Annotated in this window: 21 protein-coding genes and 2 pseudogenes; 13 read left to right on the top strand and 10 right to left on the bottom strand. The window is 44.5% G+C overall.

The genetic code is table 11. The features are described from left to right. Both KI655_RS22475 and KI655_RS22470 read left to right on the top strand, forming a co-directional pair. A partial coding sequence (locus KI655_RS22475; protein ID WP_285408827.1) for a flagellin occupies positions 1-700 on the top strand: 700 nt, incomplete at its 5' end. A gap of 183 nt (positions 701-883) precedes the next feature. Beyond that, positions 884-2,011, top strand: a complete 1,128-nt coding sequence (locus tag KI655_RS22470; RefSeq protein WP_285408826.1) for a flagellin — start codon at positions 884-886, stop codon at positions 2,009-2,011. 69 nt (positions 2,012-2,080) lie between these two features. On the opposite strand, the gene crr is transcribed toward KI655_RS22470, so the two are convergent. The 5 genes from crr to cysZ form a co-directional block, all read right to left on the bottom strand. Then, positions 2,081-2,590 (bottom strand): PTS glucose transporter subunit IIA, encoded by a 510-nt coding sequence (gene crr / locus KI655_RS22465; protein ID WP_032551815.1) that lies wholly within the window; start codon positions 2,588-2,590, stop codon positions 2,081-2,083. 106 nt (positions 2,591-2,696) lie between these two features. Further along, the gene (ptsI, locus tag KI655_RS22460) at positions 2,697-4,421 is read right to left on the bottom strand and encodes a phosphoenolpyruvate-protein phosphotransferase PtsI (protein ID WP_285408824.1); all 1,725 of its coding nucleotides are present in this window, start codon (positions 4,419-4,421) and stop codon (positions 2,697-2,699) included. A gap of 138 nt (positions 4,422-4,559) precedes the next feature. Next, a complete protein-coding gene (locus tag KI655_RS22455) occupies positions 4,560-4,817 on the bottom strand; it encodes an HPr family phosphocarrier protein (protein ID WP_032552209.1) in 258 nt (85 codons plus the stop codon). Between the two features lie 301 nt (positions 4,818-5,118). Continuing rightward, positions 5,119-6,087, bottom strand: coding sequence for a cysteine synthase A (cysK, locus tag KI655_RS22450; protein WP_032551817.1), 969 nt, complete (start codon positions 6,085-6,087; stop codon positions 5,119-5,121). A 227-nt stretch (positions 6,088-6,314) separates the two neighbouring features. Next, the gene (gene cysZ / locus KI655_RS22445; RefSeq protein ID WP_285408822.1) at positions 6,315-7,070 is read right to left on the bottom strand and encodes a sulfate transporter CysZ; all 756 of its coding nucleotides are present in this window, start codon (positions 7,068-7,070) and stop codon (positions 6,315-6,317) included. A gap of 233 nt (positions 7,071-7,303) precedes the next feature. On the opposite strand from cysZ, the gene zipA reads away from it, so the two are divergent. From zipA to cueR, 6 genes and pseudogenes are all read left to right on the top strand, one after another. Beyond that, positions 7,304-8,320, top strand: coding sequence for a cell division protein ZipA (gene zipA / locus KI655_RS22440; RefSeq protein ID WP_285408820.1), 1,017 nt, complete (start codon positions 7,304-7,306; stop codon positions 8,318-8,320). 90 nt (positions 8,321-8,410) lie between these two features. Further along, the gene (gene ligA / locus KI655_RS22435; protein WP_285408818.1) at positions 8,411-10,423 is read left to right on the top strand and encodes an NAD-dependent DNA ligase LigA; all 2,013 of its coding nucleotides are present in this window, start codon (positions 8,411-8,413) and stop codon (positions 10,421-10,423) included. Positions 10,424-10,862: 439 nt separating this feature from the next. Further along, positions 10,863-10,964: pseudogene (locus KI655_RS24120) on the top strand (DNA ligase); the annotation flags it as partial. After that, positions 10,948-11,887 (top strand): annotated as a pseudogene (locus KI655_RS22430) (porin); the annotation flags it as partial. The pseudogenes KI655_RS24120 and KI655_RS22430, both read left to right, overlap by 17 nt. Before the next feature lie 289 nt (positions 11,888-12,176). Beyond that, positions 12,177-12,977: a DUF2057 domain-containing protein gene (locus KI655_RS22425; RefSeq protein ID WP_285408814.1), complete on the top strand. Its 801-nt coding sequence runs from the start codon at positions 12,177-12,179 to the stop codon at positions 12,975-12,977. A gap of 540 nt (positions 12,978-13,517) precedes the next feature. Next, the gene (cueR, locus tag KI655_RS22420) at positions 13,518-13,904 is read left to right on the top strand and encodes a Cu(I)-responsive transcriptional regulator (protein WP_285408812.1); all 387 of its coding nucleotides are present in this window, start codon (positions 13,518-13,520) and stop codon (positions 13,902-13,904) included. A 43-nt stretch (positions 13,905-13,947) separates the two neighbouring features. Here the strand turns inward: cueR and KI655_RS22415 are convergent, their stop codons facing one another. From KI655_RS22415 to KI655_RS22395, 5 genes are all read right to left on the bottom strand, one after another. Further along, positions 13,948-14,403, bottom strand: a complete 456-nt coding sequence (locus tag KI655_RS22415; RefSeq protein WP_285408810.1) for an NfeD family protein — start codon at positions 14,401-14,403, stop codon at positions 13,948-13,950. A 3-nt stretch (positions 14,404-14,406) separates the two neighbouring features. Next, positions 14,407-15,333 (bottom strand): SPFH domain-containing protein, encoded by a 927-nt coding sequence (locus tag KI655_RS22410; RefSeq protein WP_285408809.1) that lies wholly within the window; start codon positions 15,331-15,333, stop codon positions 14,407-14,409. A gap of 180 nt (positions 15,334-15,513) precedes the next feature. After that, positions 15,514-16,368: a co-chaperone YbbN gene (locus KI655_RS22405; RefSeq protein WP_285408807.1), complete on the bottom strand. Its 855-nt coding sequence runs from the start codon at positions 16,366-16,368 to the stop codon at positions 15,514-15,516. A gap of 382 nt (positions 16,369-16,750) precedes the next feature. Further along, positions 16,751-17,578: an SDR family oxidoreductase gene (locus KI655_RS22400; RefSeq protein WP_285408805.1), complete on the bottom strand. Its 828-nt coding sequence runs from the start codon at positions 17,576-17,578 to the stop codon at positions 16,751-16,753. Positions 17,579-17,619: 41 nt separating this feature from the next. Further along, positions 17,620-18,534 carry a TIGR01777 family oxidoreductase gene (locus KI655_RS22395; RefSeq protein ID WP_285408804.1) on the bottom strand — a complete coding sequence of 305 codons (915 nt, stop codon included), beginning with the start codon at positions 18,532-18,534 and terminating at the stop codon, positions 17,620-17,622. Between the two features lie 309 nt (positions 18,535-18,843). Here KI655_RS22395 and KI655_RS22390 point away from each other — a divergent pair, with 309 nt between their 5' ends. The 5 genes from KI655_RS22390 to yfcE are packed head-to-tail and all read left to right on the top strand — an operon-like array spanning position 18,844 to position 21,750. After that, positions 18,844-19,578, top strand: coding sequence for a DUF1538 domain-containing protein (locus KI655_RS22390; RefSeq protein WP_285408803.1), 735 nt, complete (start codon positions 18,844-18,846; stop codon positions 19,576-19,578). Next, positions 19,575-20,402 carry a DUF1538 domain-containing protein gene (locus tag KI655_RS22385; protein ID WP_285408801.1) on the top strand — a complete coding sequence of 276 codons (828 nt, stop codon included), beginning with the start codon at positions 19,575-19,577 and terminating at the stop codon, positions 20,400-20,402. The genes KI655_RS22390 and KI655_RS22385 overlap by 4 nt, the downstream gene beginning before the upstream one ends. Then, positions 20,403-20,753 (top strand): P-II family nitrogen regulator, encoded by a 351-nt coding sequence (locus KI655_RS22380; protein WP_285408799.1) that lies wholly within the window; start codon positions 20,403-20,405, stop codon positions 20,751-20,753. It begins immediately after the preceding gene. Next, the gene (locus KI655_RS22375) at positions 20,750-21,160 is read left to right on the top strand and encodes a CBS domain-containing protein (protein ID WP_285408797.1); all 411 of its coding nucleotides are present in this window, start codon (positions 20,750-20,752) and stop codon (positions 21,158-21,160) included. The genes KI655_RS22380 and KI655_RS22375 overlap by 4 nt, the downstream gene beginning before the upstream one ends. Positions 21,161-21,204: 44 nt before the next feature. Continuing rightward, entirely contained in the window at positions 21,205-21,750 is a 546-nt protein-coding gene (yfcE, locus tag KI655_RS22370) for a phosphodiesterase (RefSeq protein ID WP_285408795.1), read from the top strand. Positions 21,751-21,754: the final 4 nt, after the last annotated feature.

Genomic DNA, 21,754 nt, shown 5'->3' with positions numbered 1-21,754 from the left:
GTCTTTCCAAATCGGTGCGGACAACGGCGAAGCGGTAATGCTTGAGTTGAAAGACATGCGCTCTGACAACGCTCAAATGGGTGGTAAGAGCTACCAAACTGAAAGCGCTAAAGACAAGAACTGGAACGTACAAGCTGACTCTAACGACCTGAAAATGACGTTCACAGATAACTTTGGTCAAGCTCAAGAGATCGACATCAATGCAAAAGCTGGCGATGACATCGAAGAGCTAGCAACTTACATCAACGGTCAACAAGACTCTGTTAAAGCGTCTGTAACGGAAGATGGCAAGCTACAAATGTTCGCAGGTAACAACAAGGTAGAAGGCAGCGTAGACTTCTCTGGTGGCCTTGCAGGTGAGCTTGGCATTCAAGGCGGTAAAGAAGTAACAGTTGATACTATCGACGTGACTTCTGTAGGTGGCGCACAAGAATCTGTTGCTATCATCGATGCTGCCCTGAAATACGTAGATAGCCACCGTGCAGAGCTGGGTGCATTCCAGAACCGCTTCGACCACGCTATCAATAACTTAGATAACATCAACGAAAACGTGAATGCATCTAAGAGCCGTATTAAAGACACAGACTTCGCGAAAGAAACGACGCAAATGACTAAGTCGCAAATTCTTTCTCAAGCGTCTAGCTCGATTCTTGCTCAAGCTAAGCAAGCACCGAACTCAGCACTTAGCCTACTTGGCTAATTAGAAATAAAGTTGAAACTGAAAGCTAGGTGGTTAAACACCTAGCTTTCTTTTTATCTACAAGTTTTACCGAATAATGAATTGTATTAATGGTTTAAGTCGTATCATTCTGATGTATGCAATCGGTGTTAATAGAACTAACACAGAAGGTGGGGTAAGCCCAACCCAAGGACATACAACGTAATGGTATCAATACAGACCAATATTTCTTCCTCTATTGCACAACGACATCTCGGTGAGGCGCAAAGCCAAGCTGTAGACGCTCAATCTAAACTTCAATCTGGTTCACGTATCAATGCGGGTAGCGACGATGCTGCTGGACTTCAAATAGCCAATCGACTCAAAGCGCAAACTCGAGGCCTTGATGCTGCGTTGTCGAATGCAACTAATGCGGATTCTATTGCTCAAACTGCCGAAGGCGCGCTGCACGAAAGTACCAATATGCTGCAAAAGCTTCGTGATCTTGGTTTACAGGCATCCAATGGTGTATTGAGTCGGGATGAGCGCGAAAGTATTCAAATTGAATCGGAAATGTTGATCAATGATCTGGATCGTATTGCCTCTTCAACGACGTTTGCAGGCGATCAGCTATTTGACGGCTCTTTTGGTAAGCGTAACTTTAACCTAAGTGCAGATTCTAATGCGGTCTCTCTCACGCTCAAAAACATGTACACCAATATCCCACAAATGGGAGGACACTTTACTGAAGCAAACAGTGACGTTGATGAGAATTGGCGAGTCGCTTCTAATGAGCAAGGTTTGAGTGTCAGCTATAAAGATGGCAACGGAGATGCTCAGGCGTTCGATTTCATGCTTAAGGAGGGCGATGACATCTATCAGGTAGCCACCTTCATCAACGGGCAGCAGGATGTTATTAGAGCGTCGGTAAACGAAGATCACCAGCTTCAGCTGTTTTCAGCTCATGCGGATTCACCTCACGGCTTTGAAGTCTCAGGAGAGGCAGCGAGTGCTTTTAATTTTGATGATACTGAAGCCATATCCTTGGATGATGTTGATATGACAACCGTAGGTGGCGCGCAACTTGGCGTTGCCGTGATTGATGCATCATTGAATTATGTAGATGGGCATCGGAGTGAGATAGGCGGATTCCAGAACGGAGTGAGCCGAACCATGAATAGCCTCAACAACACCTTTCATCGTATCGCTGAGTCAGAAGGGCAGATCAGAGATACCGATTATGCTCAGATAACGACGGAACTGACCAAATCTCAGATGCTAGAACGTGCGACGTCAACACTACTCGCACAAGCGAACCAAGATACCGGTACCGCTCTTTCTTTATTGGGCTAATTTTTCCAGACAACAAAAAACGCAGCCGTGAGGCTGCGCTTTTTGAACTTTTGAAATGCTAAGTAAAGATTACTTAGTCACTTTCAGAACTGGAGTTTCACCTACAGTTACAGAACCAGCAAGTTTGTTCAGCTCTTTGATTTCGTCCATGTTAGAAATAACAACTGGAGTAAGAGTTGATTTTGCTTTTTCTTCTAGAAGCGCTAGGTCGAAAGTGATGATAGTGTCACCAGCTTTAACAGTTTGGCCTTCTTCTGCTACGCGAGTGAAGCCTTCGCCTTTAAGTTCAACAGTATCGATACCGAAGTGAACGAATAGCTCAACACCGTCGTCAGACTCGATAGAGAATGCGTGGTTAGTTTCGAAGATCTTACCGATAGTGCCGTTAACTGGAGCTACCATTTTGTCGCCAGCTGGTTTGATCGCGATGCCGTCACCAACGATTTTTTCAGCGAAAACAACATCTGGCACGTCTTCGATATTTACGATTTCACCAGATAGAGGTGCGATGATTTCGATTGCACCAGCGTCAGCGCTGTCATCAGATACTAGCTTCTTAAGTTTGTCAAACAGACCCATTGTGTCATGCTCCTAACGTTTAGTTTTATTCTGTAGAATATACTATACCAATCTAGCAAATTAGACGACTTTTTTTAGTCGTCTAATCATATTAAGCCATTGGTGATTACTGAGTTTTCTCAGCGATGAACTTTTCTACTACTGCTTGGATTTCTTCAGCAGTTGGTAGAGATAGTGCTTCATCAGCCATTGCTTTCACTTCAGCGAAGTTAGAGTTACGGATAACTTTCTTCACTTTAGGGATAGAGATGCCGCTCATAGAGAACTCGTCTAGACCCATACCTAGTAGAAGCAGTGTTGCACGCTCATCACCTGCAAGCTCACCACACATACCTGTCCACTTACCTTCAGCGTGAGACGCATCGATAACCTGCTTGATAACAGTAAGAACAGCAGGAGACAGTGGGTTGTAAAGGTGAGAAATCATCTCGTTACCACGGTCTACAGCAAGTGTGTATTGAGTAAGGTCGTTTGTACCGATAGAGAAGAAAGATACTTCCTTCGCTAGGTGGTGTGCGATAGCTGCCGCAGCAGGTGTCTCAACCATTACACCGATTTCGATCTCTTCGTCGAATGCTAGACCTTCAGCGCGAAGTTCTGCTTTGTACTCTTCGATCGCTTTCTTCAGTTCACGGATCTCTTCAACAGAGATGATCATTGGGAACATGATGCGAAGCTTACCGTGTGCAGATGCACGAAGGATACCGCGTAGTTGGTCACGTAGGATTTCGCGACGATCTAAGCTGATACGTACTGCACGCCAGCCTAGGAACGGGTTCATCTCTTCTGGAAGATCCATGTACGGTAGGTCTTTGTCGCCACCGATATCCATAGTACGGATGATCACTGACTCGCCGTTCATTGCTTCAGCTACTTCTTTGTAAGCAACGTATTGCTCTTCTTCAGTAGGAAGTGTGTCACGGTCCATGAATAGGAATTCAGTACGGTACAGACCAACGCCTTCACCGCCGTTACGGATGATGCCGTCACAGTCTTTAACAGTACCGATGTTACCGCAAACTTCTACACGGTGACCGTCTAGAGTCTCAGCGTGTAGGTCTTTAAGTTTAGCTAGCTCTTCTTTTTCAGCTAGGAATGCAGCTTTAACTGCTTTCGCTTCTTCAAGCTCAGCGTCTGATGGGTTGATAACAATCTTGTTATTCATCGCATCAAGAATAAGCATGTCGCCGTTCTTAACTTGCTTAGTGATATCGTTAGTACCAACGATAGCAGGAAGCTCTAGAGAACGCGCCATGATAGATGTATGAGATGTACGACCGCCGATGTCACAAGCGAAGCCTAGTACGTAGTCTAGGTTGATTTGTGCAGTTTCAGATGGCGTTAGGTCGTAAGCTGCTAGGATAACTTCTTCATCGATATCGCTTAGAGAAACGATGTTGATGCCTAGAGCGTTTTTAACAAAACGAGTACCGATATCACGGATATCAGTTGCACGTTCTTTTAGGTATTCGTCGTCTAGTGACTCAAGTGCAGATGCTTGCTCTTCGATAACCGTGTGGATTGCGTTATCTGCGTGCATCTTGTCGTTCTTGATAAGTGCTAGGATTTCTTCCTCTAGCTCTTCATCTTCAAGAAGCATGATGTGACCTTCAAAGATCGCCTCTTTTTCTTCACCGAAAGTCTCAAGCGCTTTTTGCTTAACAATTTCTAGTTGAGCTGAAGATTTGTTACGAGCGTCAAAGAAACGCTGAACTTCTGCTTCAACTTGGTCTTCAGTGATAGTGTTAGTGTTTAGAACGATTTCATCTTCTTGAAGTAGTAGTGCTTTACCGATAGCAATACCAGGAGATGCTAGGATACCTGAAATCATAGCTTTACCTTAAGTTGGTCAACTGTAAACGGGAGAGTGTGTGACTTATTCAGCTTAGCATTATGCTGAGCTTATTCTGTTCTATTTCGAACAAAGCCACTTTGCAGGGCAAAATGGCTTTGAAAGAAGAAGACCGAATTAGTGTAGTTGGTCCATTAGAGCAACTAGGTGGTCTACCGCTTGCTGTGCTTGTGGGCCTTCAGCAGAAATAGAAACTACAGTACCTTTAACTAGGCCTAGAGTTTGTAGTTTGAATAGGCTCTTAGCGCTTGCGCTTTTACCGTTAGAAGTCACTGTGATGTCTGCGTCGAAAGACTTTGCTTCTTTAACAAACTGTGCAGCTGGACGAGTGTGAAGACCGTTTTCTGCTGTGATTTCTACTTGCTTCTCGTACATTTTATATACCCCAATTAATTTATTATTTGTAAAGTCTATAACCAAGTTTAGCTTAACTTCTTTAACGCGTTTGCGCTAGAGGGTAGTACGCCATGTTCGTGTTAGAACTTCTTGGTTAAAATTTTATCCAGCTATGGTGCTCTTGTGGTGAGTACTCACAACCTTCAGAATCTGGTTTATTGCTTCTTTTATTTTGAAGCGAAAAATAAAACAGGGGTGATATTACCAAAGGTGAGGCAGGGATCAACAAAAAAGCCCCTATTAGGGGCTTTTTTAGACCAAATATTGATTTGACCACATATTACTGTTGGTTCTCTTTGTCGGTAAAAATGCCGGCAAACAGTGCTGTACTGAGGTATCGTTCACCAGAGCTTGGTAAAACTGTAACAATTGTTTTCCCAGCAAATTCAGGCAGTTCCGCTAGACGGTTTGCAGCGACTACTGCCGCACCAGATGAGATACCCGCTAGGATGCCTTCTTCAGCCATTAGGCGTTGAGCCATCTCAATTGCTTCTTCTGAAGTCACAGACTCAACACGGTCAACGAGCTCTAAATCTAGATTACCAGGGATGAAACCTGCACCAATACCTTGGATTTTGTGTGGCGCTGGTTGAATTTCGTCACCTGCAAGCGCTTGTGCAATTACTGGCGATTCTGCTGGCTCAACCGCTACAGAAGTAATTGCTTTGCCTTTTTCGCCTTTGATGTAACGGCTTGTACCGGTAATTGTACCGCCAGTACCTACACCTGCTACAAAGACATCGATCTCACCGTCAGTCGCTTCCCAAATCTCAGGACCAGTCGTCTTCTCGTGAATCTCTGGGTTTGCTGGGTTGTTGAACTGTTGAAGTAGTAGGTATTTTTCTGGATCGCTTGCAACAATTTCTTCTGCTTTAGCGATAGCGCCCTTCATACCTTTAGCTGCTTCTGTTAGTTCTAGGTTTGCACCCAGTGCTTTTAGAAGCTTACGACGCTCAAGGCTCATTGATTCAGGCATAGTCAGTGTTAGCTTGTAACCACGAGCAGCCGCTACGAAAGCAAGTGCAACACCAGTATTACCACTTGTTGGCTCTACAAGCTCAACACCTGGTTTCAGCGTGCCGGCTTTTTCAGCTTCCCAGATCATGTTCGCACCGATACGACACTTAACACTGAAGCTTGGGTTACGAGCCTCCACTTTCGCTAGTACGTTGCCTTTACTTACTTTGTTAAGGCGAACCAGTGGTGTGTTACCAATCGTAAGGGAGTTATCTTCGTAAATCTTGCTCATGGAATATTCCTTCATTTGATGACAGAACTAAACGCGGCATATCAATGACTTAGTCGTCCCGTTTATTTCAATGTTTGTTTAGGTTGAATTTAGATTAAACAAGTTGAAAAAAAGGTAAAAGGATTAAAAAGTTATATCATATAGATATGTAGCAGAATGCACGCCCATTTTGATAGAAATCAGTGATTCAACAAAACGGGCGTTAGCTCTACCAATAGTAGAAGGGTTTAACGAAGGTGAGTAAATTGACCTTTATGTTCTTCGACCCACATCGCCGTTGCACCACAAACAGCAACAGGAACCACGATCAGGTTGAGAATAGGAATGGTGGTGAAGACAGAAACCAACGCACCAAACCCATAGGTTTTGCCTTGTTTCTGTTTCAGTGAATGTCTCATGTCATCAAAGCTGATTTTGTGGTTATCAAATGGGTAATCAGCGTATTGAATGGCTAGCATCCACGCAGTGAAAATGAACCATAAGAAGGGTGCGACGGTTTGACCGAGGGCAGGAATCAATAATAGTAAGAATAGGCCAATGGCTTTTGGCAGGGTGTATACTAATTTTCGCCATTCGCGGGCAAGGATACGTGGTGTATCTTTGACTACATCCATCCAACCATCATCGTTAACTTTCTTTCCTGTTAATAGCTCTTCGACCTTTTCTGATAGTAAACCGTTAAAGGGCGCCGCGATAAAATTCGCCAAGGTACTAAAAAAGTAAGAAAAAGTGGCGAGTATCGTTAATGCTAATAGAGGCCATAAAACGTAAGAGAGCCAAGTCAAAAAGCTTGGCAGGCCTTCAAGCCAACCATCAATCCAAGTATTGAGGTTAGAGAAAATGTAAAACAGAGCACCACCAACCAGTAATACGTTGGCAATCAATGGCATTAGTACAAATTTACGGATACTCGGGGAGAGCGCTATCTTAGCGCCAAAGATGAAGTAGCCGAAGCCAGAGCGTGGAATCGATAAATTAGTCATATTGGAATATCAGCTCACATAAGGGGAGTTGGTTAAATAGCAAACATCTATAGTGTACTCGACCGATATTAAGAAAAAAAGCGTGGCGAAAATCACATCAACTGAGGAACTTATTGTATTAAGTTGTTCTAAAACAGTAGCTACTTTTGATACAGTAGTGAGATTGGTCAAATTAACCTAACTGATATAGTGACCTGAAATTTCAGAGTGACTATGAAAGCTGAGAGCGAAAAATGCAGGAATTGCGATTTGTACTCATTATTGTTGGCGCACTAGCGATCGCCGCATTATTGTTCCACGGATTGTGGACGAGTAAAAAAGAAGGGAAAGCCAAATTTGGTGATAAACCACTTGGTAAGCTCGACAATGACAGCTTAGATGACGCGGATACGATGCCAGAGCGTTCTTTTGCACCTGAAGATGATTTCGAAATCATTCGTAAAGAGCGCAAAGAGCCAGATTTTGCGGTATCTCCAACCAGTGCCGATCCATTGATTGATTCTGATCCTCTGACTTCAAGCCCTTCAGCTAAGAATGAGCAAGCCGATCTAGAGTTGAATGATTTACCGTCTTTCAGTGTCGAAACACCTGCGAAAGAACAGCCAGAGTCAGCTCCTGTATTAACGCCTGAACCAGCGGTTCCAAACTTTGAACTAACCGAAGAGCAGAAAGAGAACCACGCTGACTTTAAAGAGCATTACGGTGCTATGTCACAAGAGCCAGAGTTTGACACTCAGCCTGTTCAACAGAATTTGCAACAAGAAGACACAGCTCCAGCCGTTGAAGCGGCAGAAGCTGCACCTCAAGAAGCACAAGAAGATGACTTGGGCTTAGAAGTGATTGTACTGAATGTACATTGTGCTGGTGAAACGCCGTTTGTAGGTACTGAACTATTCCGCAGCATGGAAAATAATGGTCTTACTTACGGTGAGATGTCGATTTATCACTGCTTTGCTGAAGCTGCAGATACACCAAAAGTAATCTTCAGTGTCGCGAACATGATGCAGCCAGGCACGCTTGAGCATGACAATCCGGCAGACTTTACAACCAAAGGCATTTCATTCTTCATGACATTGCCGTGTTACGGTCAAGCGGATCAAAATTTCAATGTTATGCTGAGTGCGGCACAACAAATTGCGGATGATTTAGGTGGTAATGTGCTGGACGAATCCAGAAACCTAATGACGCCAAATCGATTGTCTGAATACCGCAAGCAAATCCGAGACTTTATGGTTGGTCAAGGCGCTTAATACATAATGTAAGCCTTACAGTTAATCTATAATGATAGAAAGGGCTCCTGATGGGGCCCTTTTTGATATTTCAATCTGACAGAGAATGATATGAAAGAATCCATTCAAAGTACTTTAGAGCAGTTAAAAGAGACTCTGCACTATCATGCCGTCCGCTATTATGTTGAAGATAGCCCAGAGATCCCTGATGCTGAATATGATCGATTAATGCAGCAACTGCTGAAGATTGAGCAAGAACACCCGGAATTGGTGACTGTAGATTCACCAAGCCAGCGCGTTGGTGGTGAGCCTCTAGATGGCTTTACCCAGGTGACGCATGAGATCCCGATGCTTTCTCTGGACAATGCTTTTTCTGACGAAGACCTAGATGCTTTCCATAAACGTATGTCTGATCGTGCACCTACTTCAGATTTGAAGACCTTTTGCTGTGAACCAAAGCTTGATGGTTTAGCGGTAAGTCTTCTTTATGAAAACGGTACACTAGTTCAAGCCGCCACCCGTGGTGATGGTACCACGGGCGAAAACATTACAGAAAACGTGCGTACAATCAGCTCTATCCCATTGAAGCTGCAAGGTGAAGGCTGGCCAACTCGTATTGAGGTTCGTGGTGAAGTCTTTATGCCGAAAGCAGGCTTCGACAAACTCAATGAACAAGCACTGAAGAAAGGCGAAAAGGTTTTTGTTAACCCTCGTAACGCTGCGGCAGGTAGCTTGCGTCAGTTAGACTCTCGTATTACGGCAAAACGTCCGTTAGCTTTTTATGCTTATAGCGTCGGTGTCGTTGAAGGCGTAGAGCTGTCTGGCAGCCACTATGAGCGTTTCCTACAGCTAAAAAGCTGGGGACTACCAATGTGTCCAGAGACCAAGCAGCTAAGCTCAATGGACGATGTGAAGGCCTACTACCAAGATATTATGACTCGTCGCGATGCACTCGCGTATGAGATAGATGGTGTGGTTATCAAAGTCGACAATATCGCGGCTCAAGAGGCTTTAGGCTTTGTTGCACGCGCTCCACGCTGGGCAATAGCGTATAAGTTCCCTGCACAAGAAGAGATCACACTGCTTAACGACGTCGAGTTCCAAGTTGGCCGAACAGGGGCGATTACTCCTGTCGCGAAACTGGAGCCTGTGTTTGTTGGTGGTGTAACGGTAAGTAATGCAACTCTGCATAACGCAGATGAAATAGAACGTTTAGGCGTTATGGTTGGCGACAGTGTGATTATTCGCCGTGCCGGTGATGTGATCCCTCAAATTGTTGCTGTAGTTACGGAGCGTCGCCCTGAGAGCGCAAAAGAGATTGTTTTCCCTGAAGCTTGTCCTGTGTGTAGCTCTGCTGTCGAACGTGTTGAAGGTGAAGCCGTGGCCCGTTGTACCGGAGGTCTGGTATGTCAGGCGCAACGTAAAGAAGCGCTCAAGCACTTTGTTTCGCGTAAAGCACTGGATGTTGACGGCTTGGGCGAGAAAGTGATTGAGCAATTGGTTGACCGTGAAATGGTTGAAACCCCTGCTGATCTCTTTAAGTTAAGTGCAGGTGTCTTAACGGTGTTAGACCGCATGGGGCCGAAATCAGCGCAAAACGTGGTGAATGCACTGACCAAAGCGAAAGAAACGACCCTAGCTCGTTTCTTGTACTCTCTGGGTATTCGAGAAGTTGGTGAAGCAACGGCAATGAACCTTGCTCAGCACTTTAAGTCGCTTGATATGGTTCAGGCTGCGACTCACGAACAACTCGTAGATGTGCAAGATATCGGTGATATTGTTGCTAGCCATATTACCAGCTTCTTCTCACAAGATAAGAACCGTGAAGTGGTTGATAAGTTGCTAGAGTTAGGGCTCACCTGGCCGGCAATAGAAGCGCCTGCAGAAGGGCAGTCACTACCACTTGAAGGTAAGACAGTAGTTTTGACGGGCTCCCTCTCTCAATTAGGACGCAGCGAAGCGAAAGCAGCGTTACAAGCACTGGGTGCAAAAGTAACAGGCAGCGTTTCCAAGAAAACAGACATCCTATTTGCTGGTGAAGCCGCCGGTTCTAAGCTAACTAAAGCACAAGATTTAGGTATCGAAATAAGAAATGAGCAGGACCTTATTGCGCTGATTTCTTAAGTAAAGCAAGCTAAAAAAAGCTCAAAGGCACTCCTCAATGGAGTGCCTTTTTTTTGTTTTGCATACAAAATTTAATCTTTTTATTTGCCGTGAAATTTGTCGCTATATTAACTCTCATTTTGGGACTGTGACTTCGCTCAATAATAGGGAAATAGCGTTCCGCACGTCATTTATTTGCGAGTGATATCACCATTTATAGATATAATTAAATTGTAAGTTGTTGTTTTTGTATGGTTTTGATGGTTTTTGTGTGAACACGATGATTTTTGTCGATCGGGATCACTAAGTCATAGATAAATTTGCACCAACTCATATTTTTTTAGATGAGAATTAAGTTCTCATTGATCTTTTTAGAGGCGAAGTTAGTCTTAGTGACATGGATGCACACAGTGTATACCCAGTAAGGAAAAAGGAATCTCGGGCGGTTAGAGGTTCCTAACAAGAAAAGGTATTTCTCTCTACGGCGGCCAACTTTAGGTGAGAAATAATCAAACAGCTATATCCATTTTTAGGAGTTTTATTCCATGGACAACAAAATTTTCAAGCGCACTCTATTAGGTGCGGCAGTAGCAATGATTTCTACTGGCGCAATGGCTAAAGAAGTAGGTATTAACTCTGACTTCAACGTTGACGTTTACGGTGTTGCAGCTATCTCTCTTGTAAACTACAACACGACAGACCAAGACGATGCTAGCAGTGGCTTCGCTGTAGAGAATGAATCACGTATTGGTTTCCGTGCGCACAAAGAGATGTTTGATGACGTAACCATCACGATGCAAATCGAGTCAGGTTATGTTGATAGCACAGACTGGTCTCATGGTGGTGTTTCTGGTGGTGTGTTAGGTTTCCGTGATACATTCGTTGGTGCTTCAGGTTCTTGGGGTAATTTACGTGTGGGTCGTGTTCTGACTCCTCTATACGAAATCGTTGACTGGCCATACTCAAACCCAGGTCTTGGTTCTGTATTCGACTGGGGCGGCATCAATGGTCACTACGATCGTCAATCTAACCAAATCCGTTACGATTCTCCAAAATTTGGTGGTTTCTCTTTCGCAGCTTCTGCTGGTCGTGATGATAATGACAATGGTGGTGGTGCTGTTACTCGTGATGCTCAATTCTTCGGTGCAAGTGCAAAATACGCATTCGAAAAAATCACATTCATGGGTGGTATTGAAAGTGGTACCCGCGTAGTTGCTGATACTGCAGAGTCTTGTGTGTTTGACCCAGATAACCCGGGTACGCCAAAATGTACAGCTGCAGTAGAAGGCTATAACGATGATACGTTTGCATACATTGTTGGCTTTGAAGCAAGCTTGCCAGCTGGCTTTGGTATCGCCGCAGCATACAAAGGCGAAGAGATTGACAATGGCACTCGTAAATATACGCAAGACTCTTACTCTATCATTGGTCAATACTGGAATGGTCCTTGGGGCTTTAAAGTAGGCTACGCAGCCAATGATGACGCAGAGCTTTCAGGTACAACTGCTGCAAACTCTTCATTGAAAGCAAGTGCTACAGATAAGAGTGATACCATTTCTGGTCAGTTGATGTATGTTCATAACGGCTTTGTTCCTTACCTACGTGTAGCAAGCCGTAGCTTTACTGACAATGACCGTGGTGAGGTTTCGTCAGATATCGTAACTCGTATTGGTCTTGAATACGGCTTCTAAGATATTATCTTAGTTTGATAAATGAACGCTGGTAAGTTGCTTTACCAGCGTTTTTACTTAGTGAATATAAGGAATTAAGCATAATGAATAAAGTTAGTATCGTAGTATTGTCATTATTTTTGGGAGCTTGTAGTTCACTAGATTCTAAAAGCAACTTTGATAACTCTGTTGCTGAGATAACACCTAAAAATGGATATATCGAGGTTACAGGTCAATCATATTCTCCCGACAGCAAAGCGAATGTTGGAGCTGATATTTTAAAGTCGTCGCTATACTTTACCTACAACCATAAAGTGTCTAACAGTGCGACACCTGAATCATTAATAACGATGGATGTAAGTTACTTCCAAAGTTACAAAGAATATTCCACGGTCAACTTCTTTGGTAAGTCGCTAGACATTAGTAGCACTCAACTATCACGAGAAAGCTGCAGCGAGCATTGCACTAGAACACAATACTTTACCTTTCCTCTGACAGAAAAAGACGTTCAACAGGCAAGACAAAGTGATCTTGAGTTTACCCTTGAAGGACAAGGCGGGGTGTTAAGCACTACCTTCATCGTACCTAAAGAATATATCGAAACTATTTATTCTAGTGCTTCTGGCACAACTTTAGCGCCTGCTATTATGGTTTCTGCACCTGTTGTTGCTGCTCAACCTGAACAGCCTGTTGCTAATGCATCTAAACCTGTTGAGATGTCGACTTACTGGTTTGAAGAAGTACCAGCTGCCGAGAAGAGTGAGACTCTAAATTGGGCTGTTGAAAACCGTTCTTCTTCTGAAATTCAGTCACTAACAGGTTCAAAAGAAGCGGAAATGTTTAGTTATTGGTTTGAGAAAGCCTCAATAGATGAGAGAAAGGCGATAATTAAACAGCTACTATAGAATTGAGAAAAAGGAGCCAATGGCTCCTTTTTTTAATCTAGAACCGTACCGTTACTGTGTTTGCAAATAACAATAGGAACGTAATCGACGTGACCGTTTAATTCGCAATTAACCAGAGGCCCTGATGCTGAATTTCCTGGATTCTGAGCCGATACAGAGAAACTAAAAAGTAAACTACACGCAAATGCTAAAAAATATTTCATAATGACACCTCACTTAAAATCCCTTCAAATAAGAGATACTCATTAGTATGTGAACTATTTCGCAAAGATCAAAAAAATATAAAAATTTTTTATAAAAAATAACAATCAATAGTTTGGCCAAATTAATCAGTAACTTATTGAAATTGCGTAATGCTAATTTTCGGAAACTGAGTCCTTCAATTTAAAAGTTGGTAAAACTGACCATAATTCGCAGGCTTTATTTTCTCTTATTATATTGACTACGTTTAAGCCTTGATTAGGTGTATTATTTGTTCAAAATGTACGTTGTTTTGAGTGGGCAGTCTTGCCTAACTCTGCTAATGATTTGAGCAATATCATGAATATAAGTGAAGTCGCAAAGCTAACTAACCTATCTACGAAGTCGATTCGCCTCTATGAAGATAAGGGCGTGATTTCAAAGCCAATACGCTCAGACAATGGCTATCGAGCCTACACTCAAAAGCAAGTTAAAGAGCTAGGAGTGGTTGCTAAGGCCAGAAGTGCTGGATTTTCGTTGGAAGAGTGCAGAGAATTGGTCGCATTGGCTGACAATCCATGTCGAGAAAGTGCCGATGTTAAAGCTAAAGCTCAGAGCAAGCTCGACGAAGTGAACCGTAAAATTGCAGATTTAATGGCGATTAAGACAACGTTAGAAGCTTGGGTTGAGAAGTGCCCAGGGGACAATAACAGTCACTGTCCAATCATTAATGACCTTGTGGATTAGTGAATAAAAGAGAGCCATTAGCACTAACACTAATGGCTTTATATTATTTGTCTACAGGTGTAATAGTCAGAACTATTCCGTCAACTGCGGTGACTACAACTTCTGTACCCGACTTAATATCGCTTGCTGCAACGGCAGACCAAGTGGTATCACCGAGTTGAATGCGGCACTTGCCTTTTTGAATATCGGCATCAACGCGAGTCGTCGTACCAATCAGCTGTTTATCTCTTTGGTTGAGCACTCGCGCTTTGTCAGATTTACGGTCACTCTTTAATTGTCTGCGCCACCACAACCAAGTCGTAATGAGCGAGAAGCTAGCAAACGAGAGCCATTGCATCTGCCAGCCTAGAGGTAAGCCTCCAAGGAGAGCCCCTACGATCATCGCTGAGATACCGATCCAAAGAAAGTACCCAGCTGTTCCTAGCAATTCTAAACCAAGTAGCAATAACCCGAGTGCAAGCCAATGCCAATGGTTGACCTGCTCTAGTAATTCAATCATACGCTACTCCTTATTCTTGTCCCCTTTATGGGCAAACATCTCCGCTATGCCCGCTACAGAGCCCATTAATCCTGATGCCTCTAGCGGTAACATAATAATCTTACCATTTTCAGCCTGACCAATCGATTTAAGTGCATCGGTATAGCCTTGCGCGATAAAGTAGTTGACGGCCTGCATGTCACCCTGAGCGATTGCCGTTGAAACCATCTCTGTCGCTTTCGCCTCTGCTTCAGCAGCACGTTCACGGGCTTCGGCTTGCAGAATCGCAGCTTGCTTTTCACCTTCGGCTTTCAGGATCTCCGATTGCTTATGACCCTCAGCTTTCAGGATCTCAGCTTGTCTAACACCTTCCGCTTCAAGAATATCAGCACGCTTATTACGCTCCGCCTTCATTTGAGCATTCATTGCTGCGGTCAGGTCGGCTGGTGGCTGAACGTCTTTAATTTCGATACGGGTAACTTTAACACCCCAAGGGTTAGTGGCCTCATCAACGATGTTCAATAGCTTACTGTTGATCATGTCACGTTGACTGAGCATCTCGTCGAGCTCCATAGAACCTAAGACGGTACGAATATTGGTTAGAGTCAAATTACGAATGGCATGCTCTAGGTCATTTACCTCATAAGCAGCTCGCGCCGCATCAATAACTTGTACAAAACAGACGGCATCGATAACCACATTGGCGTTATCTTTAGAGATCACCTCTTGAGCTGGGATATCTAATACGCGTTCCATCATATTGATCTTTTGTCCAATGCTATCAATAAATGGAATGATTAGGTTTAAGCCGGGCTTAAGGGTCAAGGTATAACGACCAAAACGTTCAACGGTCCAGTTATTGCCTTGAGGAACGGTTTTCACGCCGGCAAAAATGAAAAGAAGGGCGACAACGGTAAAGCCGCCGATAGTAATCAGTGTATCAATAGCCATACAAAATCCTTGTTTGAACGAGTCTTTGATTTGTCATTAAAGATAGTGGCTTAATTTTGAACGCTGAGCAAATTTATAAATGAGAAATGAGCCATAAAATATTGATTTTATGGCTCATTTTTTAGAGATGCAGAACGGAAAGATAGCTTGCTTATTGACTGTTTTATCCAGTAAAGCGAATTAGTAGAGTAGTGAGTAAAGCTGACGACGATACTTACTTGCCGCCGCATTGCTTTGACCAAGTGCACTCAAAATGTCCATAAAGCTTTTCTTCATGTCACCATCTAAAGCGTTAAGATCTTTCACTAAGAATGACCAGAGTAATTCAAGCGCTTCTTCGCTACGGTTCACTTGATGGTATTGCAGAGCAAGCTCCGCTGCGACTTTAGCATCGCTCGGGTTTGCTTGAAGGTTCGCTTCCAGTGCTTGAATTTGTGGGCTATCGGCCGCTTGCTTATGAAGGTCAAGCTTTGCAACGAGTCCCTTGAAATAGTTGTCTTGATACTCAAGTGGAATGGTCGCTAGTTGAGCCTCCGCCAGATCGAATTGCTGCGTTTCGAGAAGACATTCAGCGATAGCCAGTTTTACTTCGCCTTTGCTCGTCAGTTCTTCTGGCAATTGCTGTATCGCAGTTAGGGCCTGTAGGTGTTCACCAGCTTGCATCTGCTCTAACGCTTGACGAAGGATTAGTTCGTCTTGACTAGGCAGGTGTTTGCTCAGCATGCCAACAATCGCTTCTAAGCTTTGAGGGCCGCCTAGACCGTCAACCGGTTGTCCATTCACAAAGAGGGCAATGGTCGGCAGGGCTTGTACACCAAATTGGCTAGCAATAGCTTGCTCTTGTTCGCAGTTTAATAGTGCCAAGGTAAATGCACCATTGTATTGCTGAGTCAGGGTTTGCAGTTCCGGAATAATTTGAGCGCTCTCTTGGCTCATTGGTGCCCAAAAATGGATCAGAACAGGTGTTTGCATCGAACCTTCGAGTACCTGACGAAAGTTCTGTTCATTGAGTTCAACAATATGCGGCGATTGCATGGGCGTTCCTTGAGTTAAATTGAGTGCTAACAGTGATATGGGGTCAGTTAGCGTAACTTCAAGGTTACAGTGGCGAGATAGCAAAATAGGCGAAAAGGCAATAAAAAACGCTACGTTTCAGCGCCTTTTTTGGGGCGAGAAAGCATAGCGTTATTTACCAATCAGGTTGGAGGTGCATTCCCTGTTTGTACTCAAAACAGTAAAAATAGGGTGATGGCAACACTCACACCAACCCAGTTTAAGGTGTTAAGAGTCATGAATGTACCTTCAGTGGAGAGATCAAGCAGGGCTGCTTGATGCTACGATGTGAATCATGACATCTTATTGTTACGAACAAATTACATCGTTACATTATTTTTGCGAGTAATTCGGTTATTTGTTATTAAGCCGCTTTGCGTAAAATAGGATCTAACCATCGGTTTGGCAGCAAGCGTTTAAGGATCGAAAAGATCTTTGTCGGCGTGGTGACTCGATATCGTAATTTAGGCTGCTTTGCCGTCAGCGCATGATAGACGGGCTCGATACAGCTTTCTGGCGGCAGTACAAAGCGGTTTCCTGAGGTTTCATTCTCAAGTCGCTGTTGCTGCTGTTGATAATAGTCTCTGTGAACGCTGCGCTCTGGCTTGATCCAGTTATTGAAGGCAATCAGAGCGTTACGTCTGAATTCTGTTTCGATTGGGCCCGGTTGAAGCAGTGAAATATGGATACCACTCCCATGAAGCTCAAGTCTTAGCGTATCTGTCCATCCCTCTATCGCGAATTTAGAGGCGTTGTAGGCACCTCTATACTTCATTGCTGCAAAACCAAGTACAGAACTATTTTGAATAATTCGTCCTTCACCTCGTTCTCGCATATGTGGAAGGACTAAGTTGACGAGGTGGTGCCAGCCGAAAAAATTAGTTTGAAACTGGTCGCGTAAACCTTGAGTGGGTAGGTCTTCCAACGCGCCGGGTTGACCATAAGCGCCGTTGTTGAACAGGGCGTACAGACCATTAGGAGCAAGCGCGAGTGCTTTTTCTACGCCTTGTTCAATACTTTGCTCGCAATTAAGGTCAAGCAGAATGCAGTCTAGTCCCTCCTGCTGGAGTCTTAAGACATCTTGCTCACTGCGGCATGAAGCGATGACATGAAAGCCACGCTCGTTAAGTGCATGCGCGCAGGTATAACCAATACCCGTTGAGCATCCAGTTATCAATATTGATTTAGTCACGGCGGTTCCTTTCCTAGAGATATTGCCCTAGGTTAAAGGAATTAGTCTTGATGTTGTAATAAGTTTTTTAATGCAGGCTCAATTCTTGAGTAACTGAATATGAAGCCCATCTCGGTGAGTTTCTTAGGCTTGGCGCGAATGCTGTCGAACAGCAAGCAAGAGGACTCTCCCATCATCAAAGACATCGCCCACTTCGGTGTGAACAGAATATGAGGGCGGCCAAGTTGTTTGGCTAAGGTCTGGCTGAACTGCTTGTTAGTGGCTGGATGAGGCGCACACATGTTGAATTCACCCTGTGCGTGAGGTGTGTTGAGCAGATGGTTGATTGCCCTGATCATATCGAGTAGGTGGATCCAAGGCATGTACTGCTTCCCAGAACCTAGAGGCCCACCGAGACCGAGTTTATACGGCAATAGCATCTTCTTTAACGCTCCACCATGCTCACCTAATACGATGCCGGTTCTCAGTAGGACGACGCGAGTATTGTCCGACTGTGCACGTTTGGCGATCTCTTCCCAGTGTGCGCACACTTTATGAGGAAAACTGTTGTCTGATACATTCAGCGCTTCGTCAAAGGGGTGTTCTTGTTGGTCCCCATAATATCCCACAGCAGAGCCGCTAATGAACACACTCGGTGGGTTGGTGCTGGCATGAATCAACTCAACAATCTTCTCTGTGATATGCCAACGGCTTTGGCAAATGCGCTCTTTTTGCTCGGAGCTCCAACGTTTATCTGCGATCGGTTCCCCTGCGAGATTTATTACGGTATCGAAGTCATTAAGGTCAGAAAGATCGTCTAGAGAGGTGATGTAGTGAAGATTATTCTGGTTCAGGTGATTGAGTGCTCCCTGTGCTTTGGACGGATCTCGAGTAAGCAGCGTGACTTCATCCGTTTGCCAGCTTTTTATCAGTTCCGAGCCAATAAACCCAGTGCCACCCGTCAACAATATCTTCATACCAACCTCCTCTTAATTTATTAATTATAGACATGGCTTGTTTTAGTCTGCCAACCAATACGCAGAAAACTATATAACGATCATAAGGTTTCATTCATGTGATAACTCAAAGAGCGGTGTTGAAGCTGCGTTAATCCTAGTCAGTGGGCACGCTCACAGTTTAACGAAAATGTTTCAATATGTTACTAAGTGCTTAATGCGAGTCACATCTCGATAAACGGAAATTTGTCATGCTTATTAAATACAAGGAATTCATGGCGTAGCTCATTACGTCTCGCATTAGATCGCCCTTAGGGACAAGGAGAGTTGATGACAGCGATATTTGCTTTAATGAAAGCTATGCTCGGTAGCCTTAGAGATCTGCTGCCGATTGTCGTTGTGATTGCGTTTTTTCAGCTGGTGGTGTTGCAGGAGCCTTTGCCTAACCTCGTGTCGATCATCAGCGGTTTAGTTCTTGTGGTATTGGGGCTGACTTTTTTTATCTTCGGTTTAGAGATGGGGTTGTTTCCTATCGGTGAATCGATGGCACAAGCCTTTGCCCGCAAAGGAAGTGTTGTATGGCTGCTAATCTTTGCTTTTTGCCTTGGTTTTGGCACCACCATCGCGGAGCCCGCGTTAACTGCTGTTGCCGATGAGGCCGCAGAAGTGGCTGCTGAGGGAGGGGTGATCCCTAACTCACTCCAAGAGATGGAAGAGTACGCCAACGGGCTGCGTATCACTGTGGCCTTATCTGTCGGTTTAGCCATCGTATTAGGCGTGCTGCGTATTTTGAAAGGTTGGCCTATCCATTTCATGATCATTGGTGGCTACATTGGCGTGGTGGTATTAACGGTATTTGCACCAGAAAATATCATCGGCATCGCCTATGACTCAGGTGGCGTCACAACGTCAACTATCACAGTTCCCTTAGTCACCGCATTAGGTGTCGGGCTTGCGTCGTCGATAAAGGGGCGTAACCCTATGATTGATGGCTTTGGCTTGATTGCCTTCGCCTCGTTGTTACCCATGATGTTTGTGATGGTGTACGGAATGGTGATTGCATGATGAATCTCAACCTATTTGTCGATACCTTCTTTGGCACCGTTATGGATGTGATCCCGATTGCCGCCATCATTTTTGGTTTTCAGTTAGCGGTGCTGCGTAAACCTGTCACCAATCTTCCGCGAGTCATACTTGGCTTTTTCTACGTCATTCTTGGTTTAACACTGTTCTTGATGGGGCTCGAACTGGCACTGTTCCCGTTAGGCGAAACCATGGCGATGCAACTCACTGCCCCGGATTTTCTCAGTGATTTTAAGCTTAGCGAGGGTGAGCTACTTGGTTGGTTTGATTACTACTGGGTGTATTTGTTTGCCTTTTTTATCGGCTTTAGTACCACCATCGCTGAACCCTCATTGATTGCGGTTGCGATCAAGGCGAACCAAGTATCGGGCGGCAGTATTAGTGTAAATGGACTAAGAATCGCCGTGGCTTTGGGAGTTGCGATTGGGATTTCATTAGGTAGCTATCGAATTGTCGCGGGTGATCCCATTCATTACTACATTATTGCTGGTTATGTTGTGGTAGTAGTTCAAACATTCTATGCACCGAAACTGATTATTCCATTGGCCTACGACTCTGGAGGGGTAACGACCTCAACAGTGACTGTGCCTTTAGTTACGGCCCTTGGGCTAGGTTTGGCTTCTACTGTGCCGGGGCGAAACCCAGTCATTGATGGTTTTGGGCTGATCGCCTTTGCCAGCTTGTTCCCAATTATCTCTGTCATGAGTTATGCGCAAATTACTCAATGGCTCAACCAACCACAACGAATAGAGCCACAAAAAGCTCAGCAACAACAAGCTCAATCACAGGAATATAAGGAGCAGTAGATGCGTTTTAAACTCATTTTAGCCTTTGTTGAGGATAGTAAAACAGATGTCGTCTTGGATGCAGCGCGAGGAGCTGGAGCAACAGGTGCTACGGTGATCAGCAATGCTCGTGGAGAGGGGCTCAATCAAAAGCGCACCTTTTTTGGGTTAACGCTAGAGGTGCAGAAAGACGTCTTGCTGTTTGTCGTCGAGGAACACCTTTCCCGTCATATTCTCGAAACCATCAGTGAGGTAGGGGAGTTCGACCAAGAGTCGGGGCAGGGTATCGCGGTGCAGATTGACGTTGAAGATGCCGTAGGCGTGGCGCATCAAGTAGAAACATTAACCAAGGTTGTTGAGGACAAGCTATGAGCGAACAACAAATTATCCGCGTCGTCGACGTAATGGCGAACACATACATCATTGTCGATGGGCTGATCACAGTACATGAAGCGATCGGACTAGCGCGACAGCATAGTGTCAAAGCACTGATTGTGGATAAGCGTCATGATGATGACGAGTACGGCATTGTGTTGATGAATGACATCGCTAAACAGGTGCTCGCAAAGAATCGGTCGCCTCAACGAACTAACATCTATGAAATCATGACCAAGCCAGCGTTGAGTGTCTCTGCTGAAATGAACGTTAAGTATTGTGCGAGACTGTTTGAGCGTTTTGGAGTGAGTCGAGCACCTGTCATTCAAGAGGGAAAGATCATTGGCATGGTCAGTTACAATAATATCGTGATAAATGGCATGGCGAAGGATGACGTAAAGTAAGGGGAGCCGTACAATAGGCCTATAGTTTTTATGGAGATGTACGCGTGAAATTATTTTTTGCCTCAGACCTGCATGGTTCACTGCCAGCGACAGAAAAGGTCCTTGAGCTGTATCAGGCATCTGGTGCCCAACATTTGGTGTTATTAGGCGATACCCTAAACCATGGGCCAAGAAATCCTGTGCCTGACGGTTATAACCCTCCAGCAGTGGCAGAGAAGCTCAATGAGTTTGCTTCACAGATCATTGCGGTGCGCGGAAACTGTGACAGCGAAGTCGACCAAATGTTGCTCGAATTTCCAATGATGATGGATTACTCGTGGGTGTTGTTGCCTTCTGGACAGCGTATCTTCTTAACGCATGGCCATCTCTACAACACCAACAAACGTCCACCGCTGAATCCTGGTGATGTGATTGCGCATGGTCATACTCACATCCCTGTTGCTGAGCACCAAGACGAGGTTTTCATCTTCAATCCAGGCTCTGTCACCTTTCCGCGCGATGGACACCCAGCCAGCTATGGTTTGTATGAAAACGGCACTTTTTCTGTGTTAACGTTTGATGGTGATGTTCTAAAAAGCGGCGCACTATAATCCG

The sequence above is a fragment of the Vibrio sp. D404a genome (assembly GCF_030248535.1).
Taxonomy (GTDB): Bacteria; Pseudomonadota; Gammaproteobacteria; order Enterobacterales; family Vibrionaceae; genus Vibrio.
The sequence above is the reverse complement of the archived record's forward strand: the minus strand, read 5'-3'. Positions and strand labels throughout refer to the sequence as shown.